We start from the raw sequence: 21035 nt of genomic DNA, 5'->3' as shown, positions 1-21035 counted from the left end.
GCCTATAGCCCGCCGTCGCCTTCGCCGGGACGTATCTGCACGACGTACATCACGTTGGTGGCGGCCGCCGCGCCGTCGCCCGGCTCGCCGATGGTGGGACTCGTGGAGGGATCGCCCGCCGTGAACACCGCCAGCTCGCCCGGTCGCACGAGCCCGTTCTCCAACACGGCGTCGTGCGCCTGCTCGACGACGTGGCGCATGTCGCCCTGCACATCGCCGAGCATGGGCGTCACGCCCCAGTTGAGCTGCTGCTGGCGCATGACGCGCGGAAACGGCGTGACCGCGAGGATGGGCACGCGCGGGCGCAGGTTCGACACGAGTCGCGCCGTGCGACCGGACATCGTAGGCGCGACGATGCAAGCGGCGCCCACGTTCTCGGCCGTCTGCACGGCGGCCAGCCCTACGGCCAGCGCCACGCGCGCCTTGTCGCGGCTGCGGTCGGGCGCGCGCTCGTCGAACAAGTAGGGCTCGCTCGACTCGGCGATGCGCGCCATCATGCGCACGGCCTCCACCGGGTAGCGCCCGCCGGCCGTCTCGCCCGACAGCATCACGGCATCGGTGCCGTCGTAGATGGCGTTCGCCACGTCGCCCACCTCGGCGCGCGTAGGACGCGGGTTGCGTATCATAGAGTCCAGCATCTGGGTTGCCGTGATCACCGGCTTCGACGCGCGGTTCGACGCGCGGATGATCTCCTTCTGGATGTGCGGCACCTTGTGAGCCGGCACCTCCACGCCCAAGTCGCCACGCGCCACCATCACGCCGTCGGCCGCTTCGATGATGTCCTCGAAGTTCTCCACCGCCTCGGCGCATTCGATCTTCGCGATCAAGCACACGCCCTCGCCGCCGTGCTCGTCGAGGAAACGCCGCAACTCGCGCACGCCCTCGGCGTTGCGCACGAACGAGGCCGCTACGAAGTCGACATCCTGATCGATGCCGAAGACGAGGTCGGCCCGATCCTGGTCGGTCATCACGGGCAGCGGCACGCTGGCGCCGGGGATGTTGACGGACTTGCGCTCGCCCAACAGCCCGCTGTTGCGCACCGTGCAGCGGATGTCCGAGCCTTCGACCGCCTCCACCCGAAGCTCGATGAGCCCGTCGTCCAGCAGGATGGGCTGGCCGGGCCCGACGACGCGCGCCAACCCCGCGCAGGTTTGCGAGACCAGCTGCGCCGTGCCGTCCACCACGCGCTCGGTGAGCACGAGGGAACCGCCCTCCCGCAGCTCCACGGGACGTCCGCCCGCAAGCGAGCCCGTGCGGATCTCGGGGCCGCGAGTATCCAGCAGGATGGCGCACGGCGAGCCGAGGTCGCGACGCACGCGTTTCAGCAGATCCATGCGCGCCCGGTGTTCGTCGTGCGAGCCGTGCGAGAAGTTGAAACGCGCCACGTCCATGCCTGCGGACAGCAGCCCGCGCAGGGCGGTCTCGTCGTCGACGGCAGGTCCCAGCGTGCAAACGATCTTCGTGCGTCTTGCCATGCTCCTCCTCGATCGCGCCCGTTCCATGGGATCCATCATACCGTGAAATCCCCGCGAGCCCCCGTCGCGCCACCCCAATCCGACGAGTCTGCACACAAGCGCGGCGTCTCCGAGCGGCAACGGGCTTCGAAGCCGCCTTCGGATCCTCGCGCGCTGCGCGAGATCCTTCGACTCGCTTGCGCGCGCCCAGGATGGCGAACGGAGATCCGCTAACTCAGGATGGCGGCATGCATGCTCTTCCCTTCCGAGCAGACGTCCCGACCGCACGCCTGGCGCATGACCTCCCGAGAAACGTCTCGCCCCAGGGATCGCACGCCCCGTCGGACGACCTCCCAAGCAGCTTGCAGACGCACGGAGGCTCCCCTGATGGCGAAAAAGCATCGAATTCGGAAGAAATCGAGCGCCCCGATGAGACCCTGCGCGCGGCGGCGAAAGAAGAGACGCCCGCGAACAGGAGCGATACAGGAGGAGGCCTCCCGACGAACCCGCAGCACCGTCGGGGACTTCCGAATTCGATGCTTTTTCGCCATCCGAGGAGCCGTCGGAAGCTCGGAGGCCATGGCGCGCGGGCGAGACGGATGCGGGGATGGGCCGCTCGGGCGGCAAGCGCGACGCATGATGCGAACCCCGCGCAGCCGCGCCGCGCGGGCAAAACGCCAAACGCGACCGAACGAGTGCCTAAACGCCCATTCAGCACAAATGTTTCACGTGAAACATCCGCAGCGGTAACACGCGCGCCGACCGCAACGCAAACGAAAACGCCCGCCCCGCGAAGCGGGACGGGCGCGTCATGCGCGAAACGCAGGGCCGTCTACACCTCAGCGACCCAAAGGCCGTGCAGGTTGCAGTACTCGTACACCTTGAGAGCCTCATCGCCTTCGGCAATGGCGAAGTCGGCGACGGGAGCATCCTCCGGCGTCAGCTCGACGATCTGGTAGCCGTTCTTCGTGACCAGGCAGATGAACGTGATGTAGTGCTCCGGAGTCATGGGATGCAGCGTGCTGCCCACCTCGACGTGCACGTTCGAGCCGTCGACGCGCACCACGGGCACGTGCTTCTCGACCGCGGCATCGGTGGTATTGGCAGTGAGCTCGGTCATCTTCTCGCCACAGCACACCAGCGGCACGCCCGCGTCGAACGGCTTGATGGCGATGTTGCCGCAGTGCATGCACTTGTAGAACTTGAGATCCATGGGAAGTCCCCCTTCGTCGTCTGATAAAACTTGCAGCCAATATGATCTGTTGCCAGTTTAGCTTCGCCCGGCAAGCAAACCGTTACCGCAGGCAAGGTTGCCGCCGAACCGTAACCAATCGCACGGCTTAGCGAGTCGAAGCCTCGAGGAGCCGTGCGTTCGATTCCCTTATATGTTACTCAGATTGTTTCATTTCAGGAAGCCCTTTTTGGGGCTTTTTCACGACAAGCGCATAAACCAGCACGCCGGCGCCCACGAGGATCAGCGGCACCGATAACAGCTGCCCCATGGTAAGCCAGCCACCCCATAGATAGCCCAGCTGCGCGTCGGGCTCGCGCACAAACTCGACGAGGAAGCGGAAGCATCCGTACATGACGAGGAACGTGCCCAGAAACGTGCCGCGCGGACGCGGCGGCATGCGTCGCGACAGCAGATACAGCACGGCGAAGATGACGACGCCCTCGAGAAAGGCCTCGTAAAGCTGCGACGGATGGCGCGGCATCGTGCCCGCGGCGCCTCCGAACACCACGCCCCAGGCGGCGTCGGTGGGCGCGCCCCACAGCTCGCCGTTGATGAAGTTCGCGCAGCGGCCGAACAGCAGGCCCAGCGGCGCGCCGATGCAGCCGAGGTCGGCCAACGTGAGGTACGGGATACGAGTGAGCTTCGCAGCCGCGATGCCCGCCAAAAGCGCGCCTATAAGCCCGCCGTGGAAGCTCATACCGCCTTTGTTGAACGCGAGGATCTGCTCGGGATGCTGGAAATAGTACCCCTCGCCGTAGAACAGCACGTAACCCAGCCGTCCGCCCACGATGACGCCTATGATGACGCAGAACATGATGGTCAGCAGTGAATCCGCATCCACGCGCACGCGCCAGCGGCGCGCGACGCGCCAGATGACGAGGCCCGCGAAAACGAAGCCCAGCACGTAGGCGACGCCGTACCAGCGCACGGTGAACGGGCCGAACGCGAACAGGACGGGATCGATGGATTGGTAGATGTCGTTGAGCATGTCGTTCCTTCGCAGCCCGCGCGGCACGGGCATTCGGTTGTCGTTCGAACCGCATAGAAAAAAGTTCCGCCGGCACGATGCCGACGGAACCGCTACTCAAGGCCCATGCCGGCGCCCACTTCGAGGGCGGCGAACCGCACCTCCTCGTACAGCTGCGGCGGAATGGGCTGCATGCTGGACACGGTGGCTTTGCAGTGCGGGCAGCGCAGCGTGAACATCGCGAGATCGGCGCGCACCACCATCATGGACTCATAACGGCACACGTCCAAACCGACCGCCCCGCACGCAGGACAGGTCACGCCTTTGCTCATAGGTTCACGCTCCTCTCGCTTCGTCGCCCGCCTTCCTTCGTCTTCATTGTAGCAGAACTCGTCGAGCGCGCTCCCGCGATTGGAAACGCCCCGGCAACGCAGGAGAGGCTCCTCACGACCCGACGACGCGCTCCAGGAAGAAAGCATGCACGCGGGAATCGTCGGTGAGCTCGGGATGGAACGCCGCGGCCAGCGCGCGGCCTTCGCGGACGGCCAGCGGCTCGCCGTCCTCGGACGTGCTGAGCACCTCCACGCCCTCGCCGAGATCGGCGAAGCGCGGGGCGCGGATGAACACGCCCTTCACCGGGTCGCCCTCGATGCCCGCCCACGGCACCGTCGTCTCGAACGAGTCGATCTGCCGCCCATAGGCGTTGCGGCGGATACGCACGTCCATCAGCGCCAACGGCTCCTGGTCGGAGCGGGCCCCCTCGATGTCGCGCGCCATGAGTATAGCACCGGCGCACGTGCCGAACACGGCCATGCCGGCCGCATGCGCGGCGCGCAACGGCCCGTACATGCCGTGGATGGCCAGAAGCTTCGCGATGGCCGTGGACTCGCCGCCCGGGATCACCAGGCCGTCCAGCCTTTCCAGCTCGGATGGCCAGCGCACGAGGCGCGTGTCGGCCCCCAGGCCTTCCAGCATCCGCCGATGCTCCCGGAAGGCGCCCTGCAAGGCCAGGACGCCGATCGTCTTTCTCACAGGTTCCATTGACACCTCCCTGGTTGGCGTAGTAAGTCAGCGAGGGGCGCCGAGGCGCCCCGAATTCGTGGGATGGCGGAGGCGCCGCGTACTTCGGTACGCAAACCTTCGACATCGCGCGAAGGCGGGGCACCTCGGTGCGCCGCAGCGTCGAGCAGTTCCGGCGGCTGGCAAGCCGCCGGAACCCGCCTTACCAGCCGCGGCCGGCCATGAGCTCGTTCTCGGGAATGTCCGAGATCTCGATGCCCACCATGGCCTCGCCCAGATCGCGCGAGACGCGGGCGATGGTGTCGGGGTCGTCGTAGTTCGTCGTGGCCTCCACGATGGCCCGGGCGCGCTTGGCTGGATCGCCCGACTTGAAGATGCCGCTGCCCACGAACACGCCGTCGCAGCCCAGCTGCATCATCAGCGCCGCGTCGGCGGGCGTGGCGATGCCGCCGGCCGAGAAGTTCACCACGGGGAGGCACCCGTGCTCGGCCACCCACTTCACCAGCTCGTAGGGCGCCTGCAGGTCCTTCGCAGCCGTGAACAGCTGCTCGTCGCGCAGGCCCTTGATGCGGGCGATGTCGGTGGTCACGGTGCGCATGTGGCGCACGGCCTCCACCACGTTGCCCGTGCCCGGCTCGCCCTTCGTGCGGATCATGGCCGCGCCCTCGGCGATGCGGCGCAGAGCCTCGCCCAGGTTGCGCGCGCCGCACACGAACGGCACGTCGAAGTCCCATTTGTTCACATGGTACTCGTCGTCGGCCGGGGTGAGTACCTCGCTCTCGTCGATGAAGTCCACGCCCAGGCTCTGCAGCACCTGCGCCTCCACGAAATGCCCGATACGGCACTTCGCCATGACGGGGATGGACACGGCCTCCACGATGCCCTCGATCATGGTGGGGTCGCTCATGCGGGCCACGCCGCCGTGCGCGCGGATGTCGGCGGGAACGCGCTCCAGAGCCATGACGGCCACCGCGCCCGCGTCCTCGGCGATCTTCGCCTGCTCGGGGTTCACGACGTCCATGATGACGCCGCCCTTCATCATCTCCGCGAACCCGGTCTTCACCTTCAGCGTGCCGTGAGCCTGCTCTGCCATCGTCTCCCTTTCGTCGGTTCTTTGCTGGTATGGGGGTAGCGCGCGGCCGCGCAGATGTCCTGCACGGCCGCGGTTGCTCGCTGCGATTGTCGCGCGCTCCTCGCGGATGCGCGCGTTTCGAACCGGTTCGCCCTGCTAGAGCAGAAACCGGTTCGGATTGCCCTGCCTCGTGACTTCGCCAGTGCGCTCGGCCACGCCAGGGCCGTGCTCCAGGAAGTGCTCGCAGAAGCGACACACCTCCTTGACGGCCGCGTCGTAATCGCGCTCGGGATTCAGCAGCTTGTTGAAATCCTGGCACACCTCGTGCGTCGAGCGCGTGCATGCGGCGAAGCGGCAATCGGCAGGGCACGGCTCGCCCGGGATGTTGTGCGGGCAGCGCGACATCATCTCCTCGTCGCACCCGCGGCGTTCCCAACACTGCGCCATATCCGCCTCCTTCGCCTTCGAAATCGATCCGGTTTACAGGTCGGCCGGAACGACCTTCGTCACGCCGGGAACGCGCTCCTTGAGGATGCGCTCCACGCCGTTGGCCAGCGTCATCTGGGACATGGGGCAGCCCTTGCAGGCACCCTGCAGCTCCACCGACACCACGCCGTCCTCGTTCACGTCGACGAGGCGCACATCGCCGCCGTCCGCCTGCAGGCTGGGGCGGATGAGCTCGAGCACCGCCGCCACATCGTTCTTGTCTACCATGGTAAAGCTCCTTCGTTGAACTTGAACATCTTGCTTTCAGGTGCCGATTCTACCACAGTCTACGATGTGGGCTTCCAATCCTTGCCGAGAACCACCAACACGTCGGTATCGAACGTGTAGAAACCCGCCCCGGGCACCGTACGGCCCAGGCCGAGCGATGCCACCACGGTTTCCGCCGCCGCCTCGAACGCGTCGTCGTTGTACACGACGAGCGTCTCGTCGTAAACGTACGTGTCGGTGTTGCCCGTCTCGGTCACGTCGAAGCCGCGGTCTTTCAGCGCGTCGGCGATCTGGCCGGCTCCGCCCGTCACGCCCGAGCCGTTGCGTACGGTGATGGTGAAGCTGCCCGGATCCACCTGGGGCGCCGTTTGCTCCACCACGGGCTCGGAACCGGCCGCCACGAGCTCCATCATGCTCTTCCAGGCATCGGAAGACACCGCATACGAGCTCGCGCCATCGCGCGCGGTCTCGTAGCCGGGCACAAGCGCCCCGTACACCGAGGAAGAGTCCACACCGCGAAGCGCATCGGCGACGGAAAGCGCGGCCGCAGCCGAAAGGTCGGTCTGGAACGACCCTCCCACGTTGTCGAGCGTGGCGAGGAAGCTCAGCCGCCCTTCCCCCAGAAGGCGCAGCGACAGTGCCGTGAGCAGCTCGCGCTGGTTCGCCGCCTGGACTTCGAGGCCGTTCGAGAAGTTGCTGGCGCGCAAAAACGTGAGCGCCTGCGCGCCGTCGAGCGTCTGGGCGCCCGCCGGCAGGTAGGCATCGCCCGCGTTCGGGTCGTCCACCTCCTCGGCCACGTTCACCTCGACGCCGCCGAGGACGTCCACGAGGCGCACGATGGATTCGGCGTCGGTCTTCACGTAATGAGCCACGTTCACCCCTGCGAAGTCGGCCACGGCCGACACGAGCGCGGCATCGCCCTCCTGCGTCGAAGCCTCACGCAGCGGGTGCTTCTTGCCGTCCTTCAGCGATACCTGCAGCGTAGGCGGAATCGAGACGACGGTGACGGCGCGGGTCTCCTCGTCGACGCGCACCAGCGCGATGGCGTCGGGGCCGTCCGTCGCATTCGCCGAGCCCGGCGCATCGAGGTCGGCCGACACCACCGTGTAGAACGCCTTCGCATCGGCCTTGGGAGCAACGAGCGCCGACGCTGCATCGGAATCCTTGAGCCCGAGCTTCGCATCGAGCGACCCGAAGAACGTCGCCACGCCGACGGCGGCGGCGACGGCAACCGCCACGAGCAGGCAGACCGCGATCGCGACGATGCGGCGGATGCGCGCCTTACGTTGGATGTCCTGGGCGAATTCGCGACGGCTGACGCGACGGGCGTATTGCGACGAGCTCTCGCCCGACGATGTGACGGGCAGAATAGTTTCCACGATGCCGCGAGCCGCGCGCTTCCTTTTGCGCGGGCTGGAGAATCCCACCGCCTCGCCGTTCATATGACGCGACGAGCGTCGCGGCACATGGGTGCCGACCGTTGCCGACCTCATGCGATGCGACGTAAGTTTCGCACGAGCCTGCGTCAGGCCCTGCTTGCGTTTGTTGACCATGGGAGCTCGCTACCGGGACGTCTGGGCTTGCTCGGTTTCAGCGCGCACGACATCGGCGCCGAGAGCGCGCAGCTTGCCCACGTAGTCCTCGTAACCGCGATCGATATGGCCGATGTTGTGCACGCGAGTCTCGCCCTCCCCCGCAATGCCGGCCAGCACGAGAGCCGCCCCGGCGCGCAGATCGGTGGACGACACGTCGGCGCCCTGCAGCACGTCCACGCCGCGCACGAGGGCGTGATGGTCCTCGATGGCGATGTCCGCGCCCATGCGCATGAGCTCGCTGGCGAACATGAAACGGTTCTCGAACACGTTCTCGGTGATGACGGACATGCCGTCGGCGAACGCGGCCAGCAGCATGAACTGCGCCTGAAGGTCGGTGGGAAACCCGGGATGCGGCAGCGTCTGCAAGTCGATGGGAGCCAGCGGGCGCGTGCGGCCCACGGTGATCCAGTCGTCGCCCGTCTCCACGTCGCAGCCCATGGCGCGGAGCTTCATGAGCGCAACGCGCAGATACGACGGATCGATGCCGTGCACGGTGACGGGACCGCCCGTCAGCGCGCCTCCGGCCAGGAAGGTGCCGGCCTCGATGCGGTCGCCCACCGTCGTGTGCTCGCAAGGATGCAGCGAAGAAAGCGGCACGCCCTCGACCTCGATGATGTCCGAGCCCGCGCCTGTGACGCGCGTCCCCATGGACACGAGCATGTTCGCAAGATCCACGATCTCGGGTTCGCGCGCGGCGTTCTCTATGACCGTGGAGCCCTCGGCCGCCACGGCGGCCATGAGCAGGTTCTCGGTTGCTCCCACACTGGGGAAGTCGAGTACGACGTGCGCGCCGTGCAGCCCGTTGGGCGTGCTGGCCTCAAGGAAGCCGTGGTCGATGGAGAACTCCACGCCGATAGCCTCGAGGCCGACAAGATGCATGTCGATCTTGCGAGCGCCGATCTGACAGCCGCCCGGCATGGCCACGCGGGCGCATCCGAAGCGGCCAACGAGCGGGCCGAGCACCGAGATGCTCGCACGCATCTTCGACACCAGCTCGTAGGGGGTCTCGTGCTTGTCGACGGCGGAGGTGTCCACCGTCAGCGTATGGCCGTCGCGCTCCACCCGCGCGCCCAAACAGCGCAGCACGTCGGACATGATGCTGATATCCGAGATGAGCGGGACGTTATGGATGGTCGTTTCCCCCTGGCCCAGCAACGCGGCGGCGATCAGCTTGAGCGCCGAGTTCTTCGCGCCCGACACGGCGACGTCGCCGGCCAGCGTGTTGTTGCCCTGTACGATGATGATCTCTTCAGCCATGGAAGCATCCTCCGCGCCCGCGACGACGAGGGTCCGGGCGTTGGTTTCATTGGGTGGCGGACGCCGTCCGAGGCGCCCTTCGCGGTACCCACCATTATAAGAACAGGGAGGCTGCGCGCCCACCATCATCACAACGAAAGCAGAAGGGCCGATAGCTGCTGGTACCGAAACGAAGAACGCAGGTTGGCGCAGCAAGACAGCGAGAAGCCCCCTCGTGCCGATAGTCGGCTCGTTTCGCGGCTGAGCGTACTTCGGTACGCGAAGACAAGCGAAAAGAGCCGAGGATCGGTGCGAGGGGGCTTCGCAGCGTCGAGCGGTTCCGACGGCCGTCAGGCCGCCGGAACAAAACTATTCTCCCAGCACGAAGCGCTTGAAGTCGACGATCTTGATCTCGCCGCCGAGGTTCTTGGCGACCTCAGCCGCGTACTCGCTGACGGACTGGTCCGGGTTCTTCACGAAGGGCTGCTCGGTCAGCGTGCTCTCCTTGAAGAACTTCTCCAGACGGCCGGTGGCCATCTTCTCCTGGATGGCCTCGGGCTTGCCGGACTCGGCGGCCTGCGCCATGTAGATGGCCTTCTCGTGCTCGACGATGGCCGGGTCGACGGACTCGCGCGTCGCGGCGACCGGAGCCGCAGCGGCGACCTGCATGGCCACGTCGCGACCGAACTGCTTGAAGCCGTCGGACGCGGGGTCGATGCCCTCGACGTCGAACTGCACGAGCACGCCGATCTTGCCGCCGCCGTGGATGTAGGACGACACGGCGCCGCCCTCCACCACCGCGAAGCGGGCGAGCTGGATGTTCTCGCCCAGCGTGTGGATAGCGTCGGTCACCACGGCCTCGACCGTCTCGCCTGCGGCGTCGGCGGCCTTGAGGGCCTCGAGGTCGGCCGGCTTGGAGGCCAGGGCGGCCTGGGCGATCTTCTCGGCGTAGGCCTTGAACTTGTCGTTCATGCCCACGAAGTCGGTCTCGCAGTTGAGCTCGACGACGGCGCCGGACGTGGCGTCGTCGGAGACGATGGCCATGACGGTGCCCTCGTTGGTGGCGCGGCCGGCCTTCTTGGCGACGGCGGCGAGACCGCGCGTGCGCAGCACGTCGACGGCCTGGTCGATGTTGCCGTCGGCCTCGACGAGCGCCTTCTTGCACTCCATCATGCCAGCGCCGGTCATCTCACGGAGTTCCTTGACCATGGAAGCGGTAACAGCAGCCACGTTGATCCTTTCTCTCACGATGCCGCGGCCTTGGGACGCGGCGGGGTGTCAAGCGCCGCCGCGCTGGGTGAGCGGGGCGGCGCGTTCAGTGCGGTAGATGCGCGAAGCAGCTTATTCGGTGGCAGGCGCAGCGGCCTCGACGGCAGCCTCGGCGACGGCTTCGACGGCAACCTCGGCGGCAGCGGTCTCGACGGCGGCCTCGGCGACGGCTTCGGCAGCCTCGGCGGGCGCAGCCATGTCGGCAGCGGTCACCGGCACGCCCACGCCGGCGATGACGGCGTCGGCGATGAAGTCGGCCAGCAGGCGGACCGAGCGGATGGCGTCGTCGTTAGCGGGGATGCCGAAATCGACGTCGTCCGGATCGCAGTTCGTATCGAGCGTGCCCACCACGGGGATGTCGAGACGACGGGACTCATGGATGGCGATGGCCTCGCGGTTCGTGTCGATCACGAACACGGCGTCGGGCGTGCGCTTCATGTTGCGGATGCCGTTGAGGTTCGTCTGCAGCTTGGACAGCTCCTTGTGCAGCAGGATCTGCTCCTTCTTGGGCAGCACGGCCATGCGGCCGTCGGCCTCCATGGCCTCCAGCTCCTCCATGCGGTTCACGCGGGAGCGGATGGTCACGAAGTTGGTCAGCATGCCGCCGAGCCAGCGAGCGTTCACGTAGGGCATGCCGCACTTGTTGGCAGCGTCGGCGACGGCCTCCTGGGCCTGCTTCTTCGTGCCCACGAACAGCACGGTGCCGCCCTTCTTGGCCAGCTCGGACACGAACGTGTACGCCTGGTCGAGGCCCACGAGCGTCTGCTTGAGGTCGATGATGTAGATGTCCCCGCGGCTGCCGAAGATGTACGGCTTCATCTTGGGGTTCCAACGGCGCGTCTGATGGCCGAAGTGGCTGCCCGCATCGAGCAGCGAAGTAATGCTGACTTTCGTCATGACTCTCTCCATTCGTTAGTCCTCTGCTTGCGGTCATCCCCGAGATCCGCAGCCTTTTTCAGTTGGCCACTAGCGGATCGGGTCGCGCAAGCATGCGTATTTAGAAACTGCAGAAGTATACCACGCCCCCGAGCGTTTGCAAGCGGAAAGCGCAAAAGGACGCAGTTGTGCGCGGTTGCCCACAACTGCGAGCGGATACGGCGAATTCACGGCCGGCCGACGGCGGCGCCCACGTTCAAGCCGAAGACGAGCTGCGCGACGAGATCAGGCGTCAGTACGACGCCCTCGAAGGAGGGATTGGATCGTGAAATCGGGGGCGCCGTTGTAGAAGGACACGTCGACGCGGCGATCCATCATGACGGAGTGGACGAGCAGAGCGGCCGCGGCGGCGAAGCAAGCGAACAGCGCCAACGGCACGAACGAGAACATCTGAATCGATTGGAGCATGCCGGGCATGAACATGCCCAAGACGAGCAGCGCGACACCGCCGCCGACGCCGAACAGCTTCCGACGGCGCGCTTCCGCCTTCTCCTCCGGCGTGTAGCAGTCCTCGACCACCGGATACTCCTTGCGAAACGCCGCATGGCTGCGATACGCCGGAACGAAAAAGCACAGGCCGAGCGCGATCCCTACGAGGTGGACGACGATGTTCGCCGAAACCGTCGTGCTGTTGTAACCGCCACCCGTCACGAACATCGCCACCCCGAAGCTCATGACGATCACCGCCACGCCCGCAGCGACGTCCCACGCACGACGGCGCATGTGCTCGTCGTAGCCGTCCTTATCGACAGGCGTGGCTGCGGAGGCTGGCTCGGCCTCCACGATCGCCTCGTTCGCCGTCGCGCAGCCGGTTAAGTCGCCCCGCACGAGGTCGTCGAGCGAGCACTCGAACAGGTCGCACAGCTTGATGAGCTTGTCCATCTCGGGGTAGCTTTTCTCGGCTTCCCACTTCGCCACGGACTGACGGCTCACGCCGAGCAGCGTCGCAAGCTGCGCCTGGCTCAAATCGCGCGTTCCGCGCAGATGCTGGAGGTTGTCTCGGAAGCTCATAGGATTCTCCTCTCGCTTGCCTTCTCTCTACAGCATGCACCGAAACCGCGGTTCCCTCAACCAACTTTCGGATGCTTTTCACGGTTTTTCTCGACAACCGGAAGTTGTCACCGCTGCTTACCGGCCGGTTTGCGCATGGCGCGGGCGTAGAAGAACGCGACGAGCAGCCCCGCCGCCGCGATGACGACGGCTATCGAGAGGGTGTGCTCGAACGCCGCGGCGTACGCCGACGCCTTCGCCGCGCCCGCCGCCGTGTCCCTGAGCACGTCGGCCGACAGCACGCCGACGAACAGCGACGAGCCGATGGCCGAGGCGATCTGCACGGCCGTGGAGTTGATGGACGCGCCGGCGGAGTACGTCGCGGGCGGCAGCGTGCCGAGCGCCGCGGTCTTGGACGGCGCCACCACGAACCCGGCGCCCGCGTACACGGCCGCCGACGACAGGACGATCAGGATGGCGATCATGCTCTCGGCCGAGAAGAACGCCGTCGCCTGCCCGACGAGCACGAGCACGAGGCCCGCCGGTATGAGCGGCCACGCGCCGTGCCTGTCGAACACCCGGCCGCCCAAAAACGTGAACGCCGCGTTGACCAGCACGGGGCCTAGCAGCAGCAGGCCCGCGAAGAACGCCGTGTACCCCAGCGCCCCCTCGTAGCACAGCGGCAGCAGGATGCTCATGGAGAACGACGTGAGCATGCCCACCATGACGAGCAGGATGCCCACGGCGAACCGCGGGTGGACGAGGGGGTGCAGGTCGAGCAGCGGGCTCTCCAACGCGAACTGCCGCCAGGCGAACAGGGCGAGCAGCACCGCGCCGACCGCGAGCGCCGCGAGGGAGGGGGCGAGATCGCGCGTGACCTCGCCCAAGCCGTACAGGAACGCGGCCAACCCGAGCGGCCCGAGCATCACGCTGAGCGCGTCGATGGGAACGCGCTTCGTCGAGGGGCCGCCGTGGATGCGGAAGAAGCCGACCGCGAGCAGCGCGACGGACATGGCGAGCGATACGACGAACATGGCGCGCCAGCCGAACTGCGTGAGCGCGAATCCCGAGGCCGTCGGGCTGATGGCAAGGCCCACGGCGATGACGCCGCTGTTCAGCGCGAGGCGCGTGCCGCGCACCGCGGCCGGCGAGTTCGTCATGATGACGCTCGTCACCGACGGGAAGAACAGGCCCGTGCCCACCGCCTGCACGAGGCGGCTGGCGAACAGCATCGGGAAGTCCTGCGAGAGCAGCGCGCACGCGCTGCCGAGCGCGAGCGCCCCCGCGCCGACGAAGAACACGCGCCTCAGCCCGAGGCGCCTCAGCATGAACGCCGACAGCATGATGGCCGTCGCCGCGACCACCATGTACCCCACGATCACCCAGTTCGCGATGGAGAGCGTGACGCCGAAGCGCTCAGCCAGCTCGGGCAGGGCGACGTTCATCATGCTTTGGCCGAACGAGGCCGTGAACGAGCACGCCAGCAGCACGGGCAGCATGCTCGCCACGCTTCCGCTTCGCTTCTTCGCGTTGCCCATCCGACCGCCCTTCCTCGTCCGTTTCCTCGTTGCGCCCGACGCGGCGCGGCGACGGACGCTTCAAGTGTAGCGGCGGAAAAGGCCGGCCCCGGAAGCGTTCCGAACACGCAACGCTCCGGTCATACAGCCGAAGGTCTGCCGTTCAACCACCATTGACGGGTATCTGGCTGCATACCAAGCGGCTCCTACGGGTACGCTCTAGCTTGGTGAAGAGGCTTGCGGACGGGTTGCCCCGAAATAGAGCACACTGATCAACGGGTGAACGACGGTTCACGTCAATAGTGGCGCGGCACGCGAAACGTCGAGTTCTAACCATTTTTTTTCGTTTTGCATTCGTTCAGGGGTGCGCGTTGTCCCGTTTAGGGGACATGCTGACCCGTAGCGATCGAACACGAATCACGCGACCTGCGGAAACGTAAAAACCACTTTCGAGGATCGGTGTCCAAGGACGCTTCGAAGCGCCAAATCGCGCGCAAAACGAAAAAAATGGTTAGCATGGGCGAATTCGCATGCCCGGCTGTCATTGACAGATACTTGGTTGCATTGAGAGTTGGAGCTTGGGGACGGGCTTGGGGCAAGCGAAGCGGTGCCCCTTGGTTTTTTCCGGGAGTCGGCGGCGGAAGCGGCGGAGCCCGATCGCATCCGGTATCCTGGGGCGCAGCTACCCACCTGATCGAAAGGACCACCCGATGGGGCTCTTCTCCATGAGCGGTCGCAAAAAGCACCGCACCAACCAAGGCAGCGGCTACTATCAACCGCAAGGATTCATGGGCAAGCTCGGCGGCTTCGTGGGCTCGTTCAGCAGCTCGGACCGCAAGCGCTACGGCCACGGCTACCCCCAGCAGAACGCGCAGCCCATCCCCGGCCAGGCGCAGGCCGCACCCCAAGCGCAGGCGCAGGCTCCGCGTGCCGCCTCGGCCGCAGGCGCCCTTTCCTGCCCGAAGTGCAGCGCGCAGGTGCCGGCGGGCTCCAAGTTCTGCCTCGAATGCGGCGAGAAGCTGGGCGGCGGGTTCTGCGCGCAATGCGGCGCGACGCTGCCTCCCAGCGCGAAGTTCTGCCCCGAATGCGGCACGCCGCGCGGCTAGCGCGCTTCGCCACCGCGGCCGGCGACCGCAGGCTCGTCGGCCGCACGTTCGGCGCATGGCGGCTCGACGCCGTGCTGGGCCAAGGCCGGTTCGGCACGTGCTTTCGCGCCTCGCGCGCAAGCGGCGAGCCCCGCAGCGCGGCCCTCAAGCTGATCAAACCCGAGCAGGGGTCCCTCGACCGCGACGCCCTCTGGAGAGAGGCGAAGGCGCTGTCGCTGTGCGCGCACCCCGCCGTCCCCCGCTGGCTCGGCATCGTGCGCGAGCGCGACGACGCGCGCGACCGCGGGCGCTGCTTCATGGCGCAAAGCCTCATGCCCGGCACCTCCCTCGACCGCCTGCTGTTCCGGCAACGGCGGTCGTTCGACCAAGCGGCGATCGCCTCCATCGGCCGCCAGGTCATCGACGCGCTCGCGCACCTGGAGGGCCGCGGCGTGGCGCACGGCGACGTGCGGCCGGCGAACCTGCTGATCGACGCCGAGGGAACGGTGTCGCTCGTCGACTTCGGGCTGGCCGGCTTCTTCGACCGGAACGCGGCGAGCCCGGCCGCGACCGCATCCGATCGCGCCGGGCTCGCCGACGTGCTGCTGTTCCTGCTGTACGCGAGCCCCGCCGCAGTGCGCAGCAGGCGGCACGCGAAGCTCCCCTGGTTCGACGACCTCGACCTCCCGGCCGCCCAGCGCTCCCTGCTGCTCGACCTGTTCTCGGACGAGCCCGTACTGCACGGCTTCGCGTCGATCGGCGATGCCTTCGAGGAGGCGTTCGCAGCGCCGCCGACGGCCTGACGCTAGGCGCGGTACGTCCCGCCGTTCCTCACGCTGAGCGCCACCGTGGACGCGTTGTGCAGCAGCGACGAGGTCTGCGGCGTGATGAGGCCGCCGATGCCCGCCGCCAGCAGCGCCGAGTTGATGGCGATGACCTCCTTGAACGATGCGTTCAGGCGCGCGGTCAGCCCCGCGCTCAGCGTCCGCAGCGTCACGAGCGCGCTCAGGTGCCCTCCCGTCAGCGTGATGTCGGCCACCTCCTTCGCCACGGCGGTGCCCTGCCCCATGGCGATGCCCACGTCGGCCAGCGAGAGCGCCGGGGCGTCGTTCACGCCGTCGCCCACCATGACCACCTTGCTCCCCTCCGCCTTCAGCCGCTCCACGAAGGCGTACTTGTCCTCGGGCAGCAGGTTGGCGCGGTACTCCGTCACGCCGGCGGCGTCCGCGATGCGCGCCGCCGTGCGCTCGCCGTCGCCCGTGAGCATGACGACGCGCTTGAACCCGAGCATCCTCAGGTCGGCGATGGCCTCGCGCACCCCGGCCTTCAGCGGGTCCTCGATGCCGATGACGCCGATCAGCTCGCCGTCCACCGCCAGGTACAGCGGCGACAGCCCCTCCGTTTCGTCGGCCACGCGGCGCTTCTGCTCCTCGGTGAGGGACACGCCTTCGTCCTCCACGACGAAATGCTCCGAGCCGATGACCACGCGCTTGCCGTCGAGCGACGACGCGATGCCGTGCGCCACGAGGTACTCCACGTCGGCGTGGCGCTCGCGGTGCCGAAGGTTCTTCTCCGCGGCCGCGCGCACCACGGCGCGGGCCACCGGGTGCGGGAAATGCTCCTCCAGGCAAGCGGCCAGCCGCAGCACCTCGCGACGGTTCCACCCGTCGAGCGCCAGCACGCAGGCCACGTTGGGCGTGGCCTCGGTCAACGTCCCGGTCTTGTCGAACACGATGGTGTCGGCCGCCGCCATGGCCTCGAAGTGCTTCGAGCCCTTCACGGTGAAGCCCGCCTGCGCGCTTTGGCTCATGGCCGCCAGCACGGCGATGGAGCCGGTGAGCTTGAGGGCGCAGGAGTAGTCCACCATGAGCGCCGCCGACGTCTTCACGAGGCTGCGCGTGGTGAGCGCCACGGCGCCTGCCAGCAGGAAGTTCCAGGGCACGATGCGATCGGCCAGCTGCTCCATGCGCGACTGGGTTTCCGATTTGAAGGATTCCGCCTGCTCCACGAGCGCCACGATGGAGCGCAGCTTCGTCTCGCCCGCGTCCGCCGTCACGCGCACGATGATCTCGCCGTCCTCGACCGCGGTGCCCGAGAACACGTTGTCGCCCACGCCGCGCTCGACCGCCAGCGGCTCGCCGGTGAGGGCGGCCTGGTTCACCATGGCCGTGCCGCGCACCACCTCGCCATCGACGCACACGGGCATGCCGGTGCGCACGGCGATGCAGTCGCCCGGCTTGAGGTCCGACGCAGCCACCTGGACCTCCTGGTCGCCCTCGACGAGCTGCGCGGTTTCCGGGAGGTCGAGCAACGCGTTCACGAGCGCCCCCTCCGACCGCGAGCGCGTGTACTCCTCCAGCGTCTCGCCCAGGTTCAGCAGCAGCATCGTCTCACCCGCCGTGCGCGGGTCGCGCTTGACGAACGACATGCCGATGGCGGCAGCGTCCAGCACGGGCACGTCGAGCCGCGCCCGCCCGAGCGAGCGGACCGCCGCCGCCAGGAAGCCGCGGTAGCGCCAGGCGGTGACGAGGGCCGCGACGGGCTTCGGCAGGAACCACCGGCGCGCGAAGTACGACCCCACGAGCACCGCGATGTCCATGAGCAGCGACTGGGTGCGCGGTGCCAGTTCGAGCCCGCAGCTCGAACGGGCTTCGGCGATGGCCTCGGCGTCGATGGCGTCCAGGTGATCGAGCACCCGCTGCCGCGCGCCGTCCGCCGCACGGTAGCGCACGGCGATGCTGCCGATGCGAGGGTAGACGTTCGCGCGCTCCACCGCCGGGCACGCGCCCAGCACGCGGTAGAGCGCGTCGAGATCGTCGGCGGGCACGGGACCGACCAGCCGCACGCGCAAGCGGCCGGGAACCTCGCTCGCGATGACGTAGTCCATCGCGTTCTACTTCGCCGGCTGGTCGTCGGCCTCGACGGCGGGCTCGGCAGGGCGCTCCCCGTCCTTGCCGACGACGCTGATGTAGGTGGCCTCGGCCACGATGTCGTCAACCTCGGCCTTCGCCTGTTCGACGATGTTCTCGTACGTCGCCTTCGCGCGCAGCCCCTGCGCGACGCCCTGCACGTAGCATTTCTTGGCGGTGGTGCTGGTCAGCGCCTTCACGCCCACCGTGCCCAGCAGAAAGCCCGCGCCCACCAGCAGCCCGCTCTTCTTCTTGAATCCCATCGCTTCGCCTCTCTCTCGTTGGTTCCCCATCCGCGCGCTTCGATTTGAAGTTGCACGAATCTAACTTATCAAGGATAATGCGGTTGTCGGATAAAGTCAATCATGATTAACTAGTATCGTCGACATCGAAGCGAAGGAGGTCGGACATGAAGCAGCATCGATTCTGGGCATGGGCGAGCCTCGCCTGCATGGCGCTGGCGCTGTACACGGGACGCAAGCGCGTCTGACGCATCCCGTGGGGAATGCGAGGGGGTTGCCGGGTTCCGCCCGCATCCCCGACGCGGTTCGGGTACCATGAGGAGCATGACGAACAGCACGGCCGCAAGGAGCGTCCCATGAACATCAACAACGTGGTATTCGAGCGATCATTCGGCGTATCGTCTCAGCTCACGCCTTCGACCATGCCCGAGATCGCGTTTGCGGGACGCTCGAACGTGGGCAAGTCGTCGCTGCTGAACAAGCTGTTCAACCGCAAAGGGCTGGCGAAGGTGTCGCAGACGCCGGGCAAGACGGCCACCATCAACTTCTTCTCCTGCGACGGCGTGCGCTTCGTCGACCTGCCGGGCTACGGCTACGCGAAGGTGTCGAAGTCGGACAAGAGCCGCTGGTCGGAGCTCATCGAGGGCTACTTCAACCAGGATCGCGACCTCGCGCTCGTGGTTTCGCTCGTGGACATCCGCCACGAGGCGTCCGACCTCGACGTGAACATGATCGGCTTTTTGCAGGAGGCCGAGCTGCCGTTCGCCGTGGTGCTGACGAAGGCCGACAAGCTCAGCCGTCAGCAGCAGATGAAGCAGAAGGCCGCCCTGAAGAAGCAGCTGAAGCTGGGGGCCGACGTGCCGCTCGTGGTGTGCTCGTCGGAGAAGGGCACCGGCATCGACGAACTGCGCTCGCTCATCAAGAACAGCGTGCGGTAGGCGCTGCCACAGCATGCACCCGAAAGAAAACGGCCCCGAAGGGCCGTTTTCTTTCGCTTGAGGAATCCGGGGCTACGGGCGAACGATGATCATGTCACCCTGCACCGGGCTGATGCACACCGTCTGGCCGAAGGTTGGAGCATGGATCATCTGGCCGTTGCCGATGTAGATACCGCAGTGGCCCCAGCTGGTGGCGATATCGCCAGGTTGAGGATCACCTACCTGCGACATGCCCATGAACGTGTTCGTGGTTCCCCATCGGGAGAAGCTTCCAGTCACGGCATAGCTTACCAGGCCGGAGCAATCGAACGAGCTCGGTCCTACCCCACCCCACGAATATGGCAATCCTATGCAACCGTACGCCCGGTCGACGATAGCATTGCCCGTCACAGGATTGTAGGAGGGTCCGGAAGGCTCGCTCGGAGCGGGCGACGGAGAAGGCGAGGGATCGTTGCCCGGAGCAACATTGCCCGAAGCGTTCGCGTTCTCTTGGGCCTGACGCGCAGACGCTTCCACCACGGCTTGGGCCTGAGCTGCATCGGCGGCTGCCTGCGCAGCGCGCTCCTGCTCCAGCAGCTCGGCCGCTTCGGCGCTCAGGCTGTCGTAGGTAGCCTGCATGGCGGACATCGTGGACGCCGCCTCCTGCTTGGAGCGCAGCGCCTCATCGGCCTTCTCGGCGGCTACGCGCTGCTGCTCTGCATAGGCGGCCTGCTGCTCCTGCACTTCGGCACGCAGATCTTTCGTCTGCTGAACGAGATCGGCATCGTTCTCGTTCAAGGTGTTGAGCATATCCCAACCCGTCGAGAACTCCTGGAAGGTGGTGGCGCCCAGCAGCAGGTCGAGGAACGAGCTTCCGCCCGTGCGGTACATGCTGCGCGCACGAGATCCCAATCGGGTTTGAAGGTCGGCGATCTGGCCGTTCGCCTCGTCGATGCGCGCCTGCGCCTCGTCGCGCTTGGCCTCGGCTTCTCTCTGCGCGGCCAAGGCCTCATCGTAGACGACGGAGGTTCGGTTGAGCGTACTCTGCATGCTGTTGAGCGATGCGAGCGCGGCCTGAGCTTCAGCCTGCTTTTCGCTGGCAGTCGGATCGGCGTACGCCAACGAAGGGATCATGAGAGTCGCCGCGAGGGCCGCAGCCACTGCTCCCGCGAACACGCCCTTGCGGGCGCGCATTGCTTGCTGTTGCATGTGGGAACCTCCACCTGCGCTCAGATGCTCGTATACATTGCGAGCTAGTGTATCAGATCGCATGGCTCGCCTACGAAACAGCTTGGAAATCGAACAGGAACATCATACGAACCTCGGGTGAGCCGGGTGCAGCTTCGGAATCCTCGCTTATCCGTTGAAGCCCTCGTCGCGAATGCGCCCCGCGCCGTCGGCGGCCGTCGTGGCCAGCTCGTCGCAGCGCTCGTTCTCGGGATGGCCCGCATGCCCCTTCACCCACACGAACGTCACGTCGTGAGGCTCCTTGGCCGCCAGCAGACGCTTCCACAGATCGTCGTTCTTCACGGGCTGCTTCTGCGCGTTCTTCCAGCCGCGCTTGAGCCAGCCGTCAACCCAATGCTGGTTGAAGGCGTTCACCACGTACTGCGAGTCGGAGTACAACGTGATGGAGCACGGGCGCTTGAGCACTTCGAGACCCGCCACCACGGCCATGAGCTCCATGCGGTTGTTCGTGGTGCGCTCGTAGCCCTGCGACAGCTCCTTCTCGTGGACGGCGCCCTTCGAATCGACGAAGCGCAGCACCGTGCCGTAGCCCCCCGGCCCCGGATTCCCCCGCGCCGCACCGTCGGTGTATATATCTACATGCATGTGGAGGGCCTTTCGCGTCGGAGGGGCAAAACCGGATGGGTATCA

At 66.8% G+C, this 21035-nt stretch carries 21 protein-coding genes; 3 read left to right on the top strand and 18 right to left on the bottom strand.

Going from position 1 to position 21035, the window contains the following annotated elements; genetic code table 11:
• Positions 1–2: 2 nt before the first annotated feature.
• The 14 genes from pyk to ELEN_RS05480 form a co-directional block, all read right to left on the bottom strand.
• Positions 3–1475, bottom strand: coding sequence for a pyruvate kinase (gene pyk, locus ELEN_RS05545; protein WP_015760401.1), 1473 nt, complete (start codon positions 1473–1475; stop codon positions 3–5).
• A gap of 811 nt (positions 1476–2286) precedes the next feature.
• Positions 2287–2667, bottom strand: coding sequence for a desulfoferrodoxin family protein (locus tag ELEN_RS05540; RefSeq protein WP_009304755.1), 381 nt, complete (start codon positions 2665–2667; stop codon positions 2287–2289).
• 175 nt (positions 2668–2842) lie between these two features.
• Positions 2843–3676, bottom strand: a complete 834-nt coding sequence (lgt, locus tag ELEN_RS05535; protein WP_009304756.1) for a prolipoprotein diacylglyceryl transferase — start codon at positions 3674–3676, stop codon at positions 2843–2845.
• A gap of 92 nt (positions 3677–3768) precedes the next feature.
• Positions 3769–3987 carry a hypothetical protein gene (locus tag ELEN_RS05530; RefSeq protein WP_009304757.1) on the bottom strand — a complete coding sequence of 73 codons (219 nt, stop codon included), beginning with the start codon at positions 3985–3987 and terminating at the stop codon, positions 3769–3771.
• Positions 3988–4099: 112 nt separating this feature from the next.
• Positions 4100–4696 (bottom strand): pyridoxal 5'-phosphate synthase glutaminase subunit PdxT, encoded by a 597-nt coding sequence (pdxT, locus tag ELEN_RS05525; RefSeq protein ID WP_009304758.1) that lies wholly within the window; start codon positions 4694–4696, stop codon positions 4100–4102.
• A gap of 181 nt (positions 4697–4877) precedes the next feature.
• Positions 4878–5768, bottom strand: a complete 891-nt coding sequence (pdxS, locus tag ELEN_RS05520; protein ID WP_009304759.1) for a pyridoxal 5'-phosphate synthase lyase subunit PdxS — start codon at positions 5766–5768, stop codon at positions 4878–4880.
• Positions 5769–5903: 135 nt separating this feature from the next.
• The gene (locus tag ELEN_RS05515) at positions 5904–6194 is read right to left on the bottom strand and encodes a hypothetical protein (protein ID WP_009304760.1); all 291 of its coding nucleotides are present in this window, start codon (positions 6192–6194) and stop codon (positions 5904–5906) included.
• A 33-nt stretch (positions 6195–6227) separates the two neighbouring features.
• Positions 6228–6461, bottom strand: a complete 234-nt coding sequence (locus ELEN_RS05510; RefSeq protein WP_009304761.1) for a NifU family protein — start codon at positions 6459–6461, stop codon at positions 6228–6230.
• Positions 6462–6520: 59 nt separating this feature from the next.
• Positions 6521–8014 (bottom strand): LCP family protein, encoded by a 1494-nt coding sequence (locus ELEN_RS05505; protein ID WP_009304762.1) that lies wholly within the window; start codon positions 8012–8014, stop codon positions 6521–6523.
• Positions 8015–8023: 9 nt separating this feature from the next.
• Positions 8024–9313 carry a UDP-N-acetylglucosamine 1-carboxyvinyltransferase gene (murA, locus tag ELEN_RS05500; protein WP_009304763.1) on the bottom strand — a complete coding sequence of 430 codons (1290 nt, stop codon included), beginning with the start codon at positions 9311–9313 and terminating at the stop codon, positions 8024–8026.
• 348 nt (positions 9314–9661) lie between these two features.
• A complete protein-coding gene (gene tsf / locus ELEN_RS05495; protein WP_015760400.1) occupies positions 9662–10522 on the bottom strand; it encodes a translation elongation factor Ts in 861 nt (286 codons plus the stop codon).
• Positions 10523–10633: 111 nt separating this feature from the next.
• On the bottom strand, positions 10634–11458 hold the full coding sequence (gene rpsB, locus ELEN_RS05490) for a 30S ribosomal protein S2 (RefSeq protein ID WP_035586237.1): 825 nt from the start codon (positions 11456–11458) through the stop codon (positions 10634–10636).
• Positions 11459–11722: 264 nt separating this feature from the next.
• Positions 11723–12508 (bottom strand): helix-turn-helix transcriptional regulator, encoded by a 786-nt coding sequence (locus ELEN_RS05485; protein WP_015760398.1) that lies wholly within the window; start codon positions 12506–12508, stop codon positions 11723–11725.
• A gap of 107 nt (positions 12509–12615) precedes the next feature.
• The gene (locus ELEN_RS05480; RefSeq protein WP_015760397.1) at positions 12616–14025 is read right to left on the bottom strand and encodes an MFS transporter; all 1410 of its coding nucleotides are present in this window, start codon (positions 14023–14025) and stop codon (positions 12616–12618) included.
• Between the two features lie 704 nt (positions 14026–14729).
• On the opposite strand from ELEN_RS05480, the gene ELEN_RS05475 reads away from it, so the two are divergent.
• Positions 14730–15110, top strand: coding sequence for a zinc ribbon domain-containing protein (locus tag ELEN_RS05475; protein ID WP_226844051.1), 381 nt, complete (start codon positions 14730–14732; stop codon positions 15108–15110).
• Entirely contained in the window at positions 15089–15892 is an 804-nt protein-coding gene (locus ELEN_RS05470) for a protein kinase family protein (protein ID WP_015760395.1), read from the top strand. The genes ELEN_RS05475 and ELEN_RS05470 overlap by 22 nt, the downstream gene beginning before the upstream one ends.
• Before the next feature lie 2 nt (positions 15893–15894).
• On the opposite strand, the gene ELEN_RS05465 is transcribed toward ELEN_RS05470, so the two are convergent.
• Positions 15895–17976: a heavy metal translocating P-type ATPase gene (locus tag ELEN_RS05465; RefSeq protein WP_009608875.1), complete on the bottom strand. Its 2082-nt coding sequence runs from the start codon at positions 17974–17976 to the stop codon at positions 15895–15897.
• 6 nt (positions 17977–17982) lie between these two features.
• Positions 17983–18261 (bottom strand): DUF6110 family protein, encoded by a 279-nt coding sequence (locus ELEN_RS05460; RefSeq protein WP_009304771.1) that lies wholly within the window; start codon positions 18259–18261, stop codon positions 17983–17985.
• 335 nt (positions 18262–18596) lie between these two features.
• Here ELEN_RS05460 and yihA point away from each other — a divergent pair, with 335 nt between their 5' ends.
• Positions 18597–19178, top strand: a complete 582-nt coding sequence (gene yihA / locus ELEN_RS05455) for a ribosome biogenesis GTP-binding protein YihA/YsxC (RefSeq protein WP_009304772.1) — start codon at positions 18597–18599, stop codon at positions 19176–19178.
• Between the two features lie 72 nt (positions 19179–19250).
• Here yihA and ELEN_RS05450 read toward each other — a convergent pair whose 3' ends face one another.
• Positions 19251–20366 (bottom strand): coiled-coil domain-containing protein, encoded by a 1116-nt coding sequence (locus ELEN_RS05450; protein ID WP_009608859.1) that lies wholly within the window; start codon positions 20364–20366, stop codon positions 19251–19253.
• Between the two features lie 147 nt (positions 20367–20513).
• Entirely contained in the window at positions 20514–20990 is a 477-nt protein-coding gene (gene rnhA, locus ELEN_RS05445) for a ribonuclease HI (RefSeq protein WP_009304774.1), read from the bottom strand.
• Positions 20991–21035: the final 45 nt, after the last annotated feature.

It is taken from the genome of Eggerthella lenta DSM 2243, assembly GCF_000024265.1.
GTDB classification, from domain to species: domain Bacteria; phylum Actinomycetota; class Coriobacteriia; order Coriobacteriales; family Eggerthellaceae; genus Eggerthella; species Eggerthella lenta.
The sequence above is the reverse complement of the archived record's forward strand: the minus strand, read 5'-3'. Positions and strand labels throughout refer to the sequence as shown.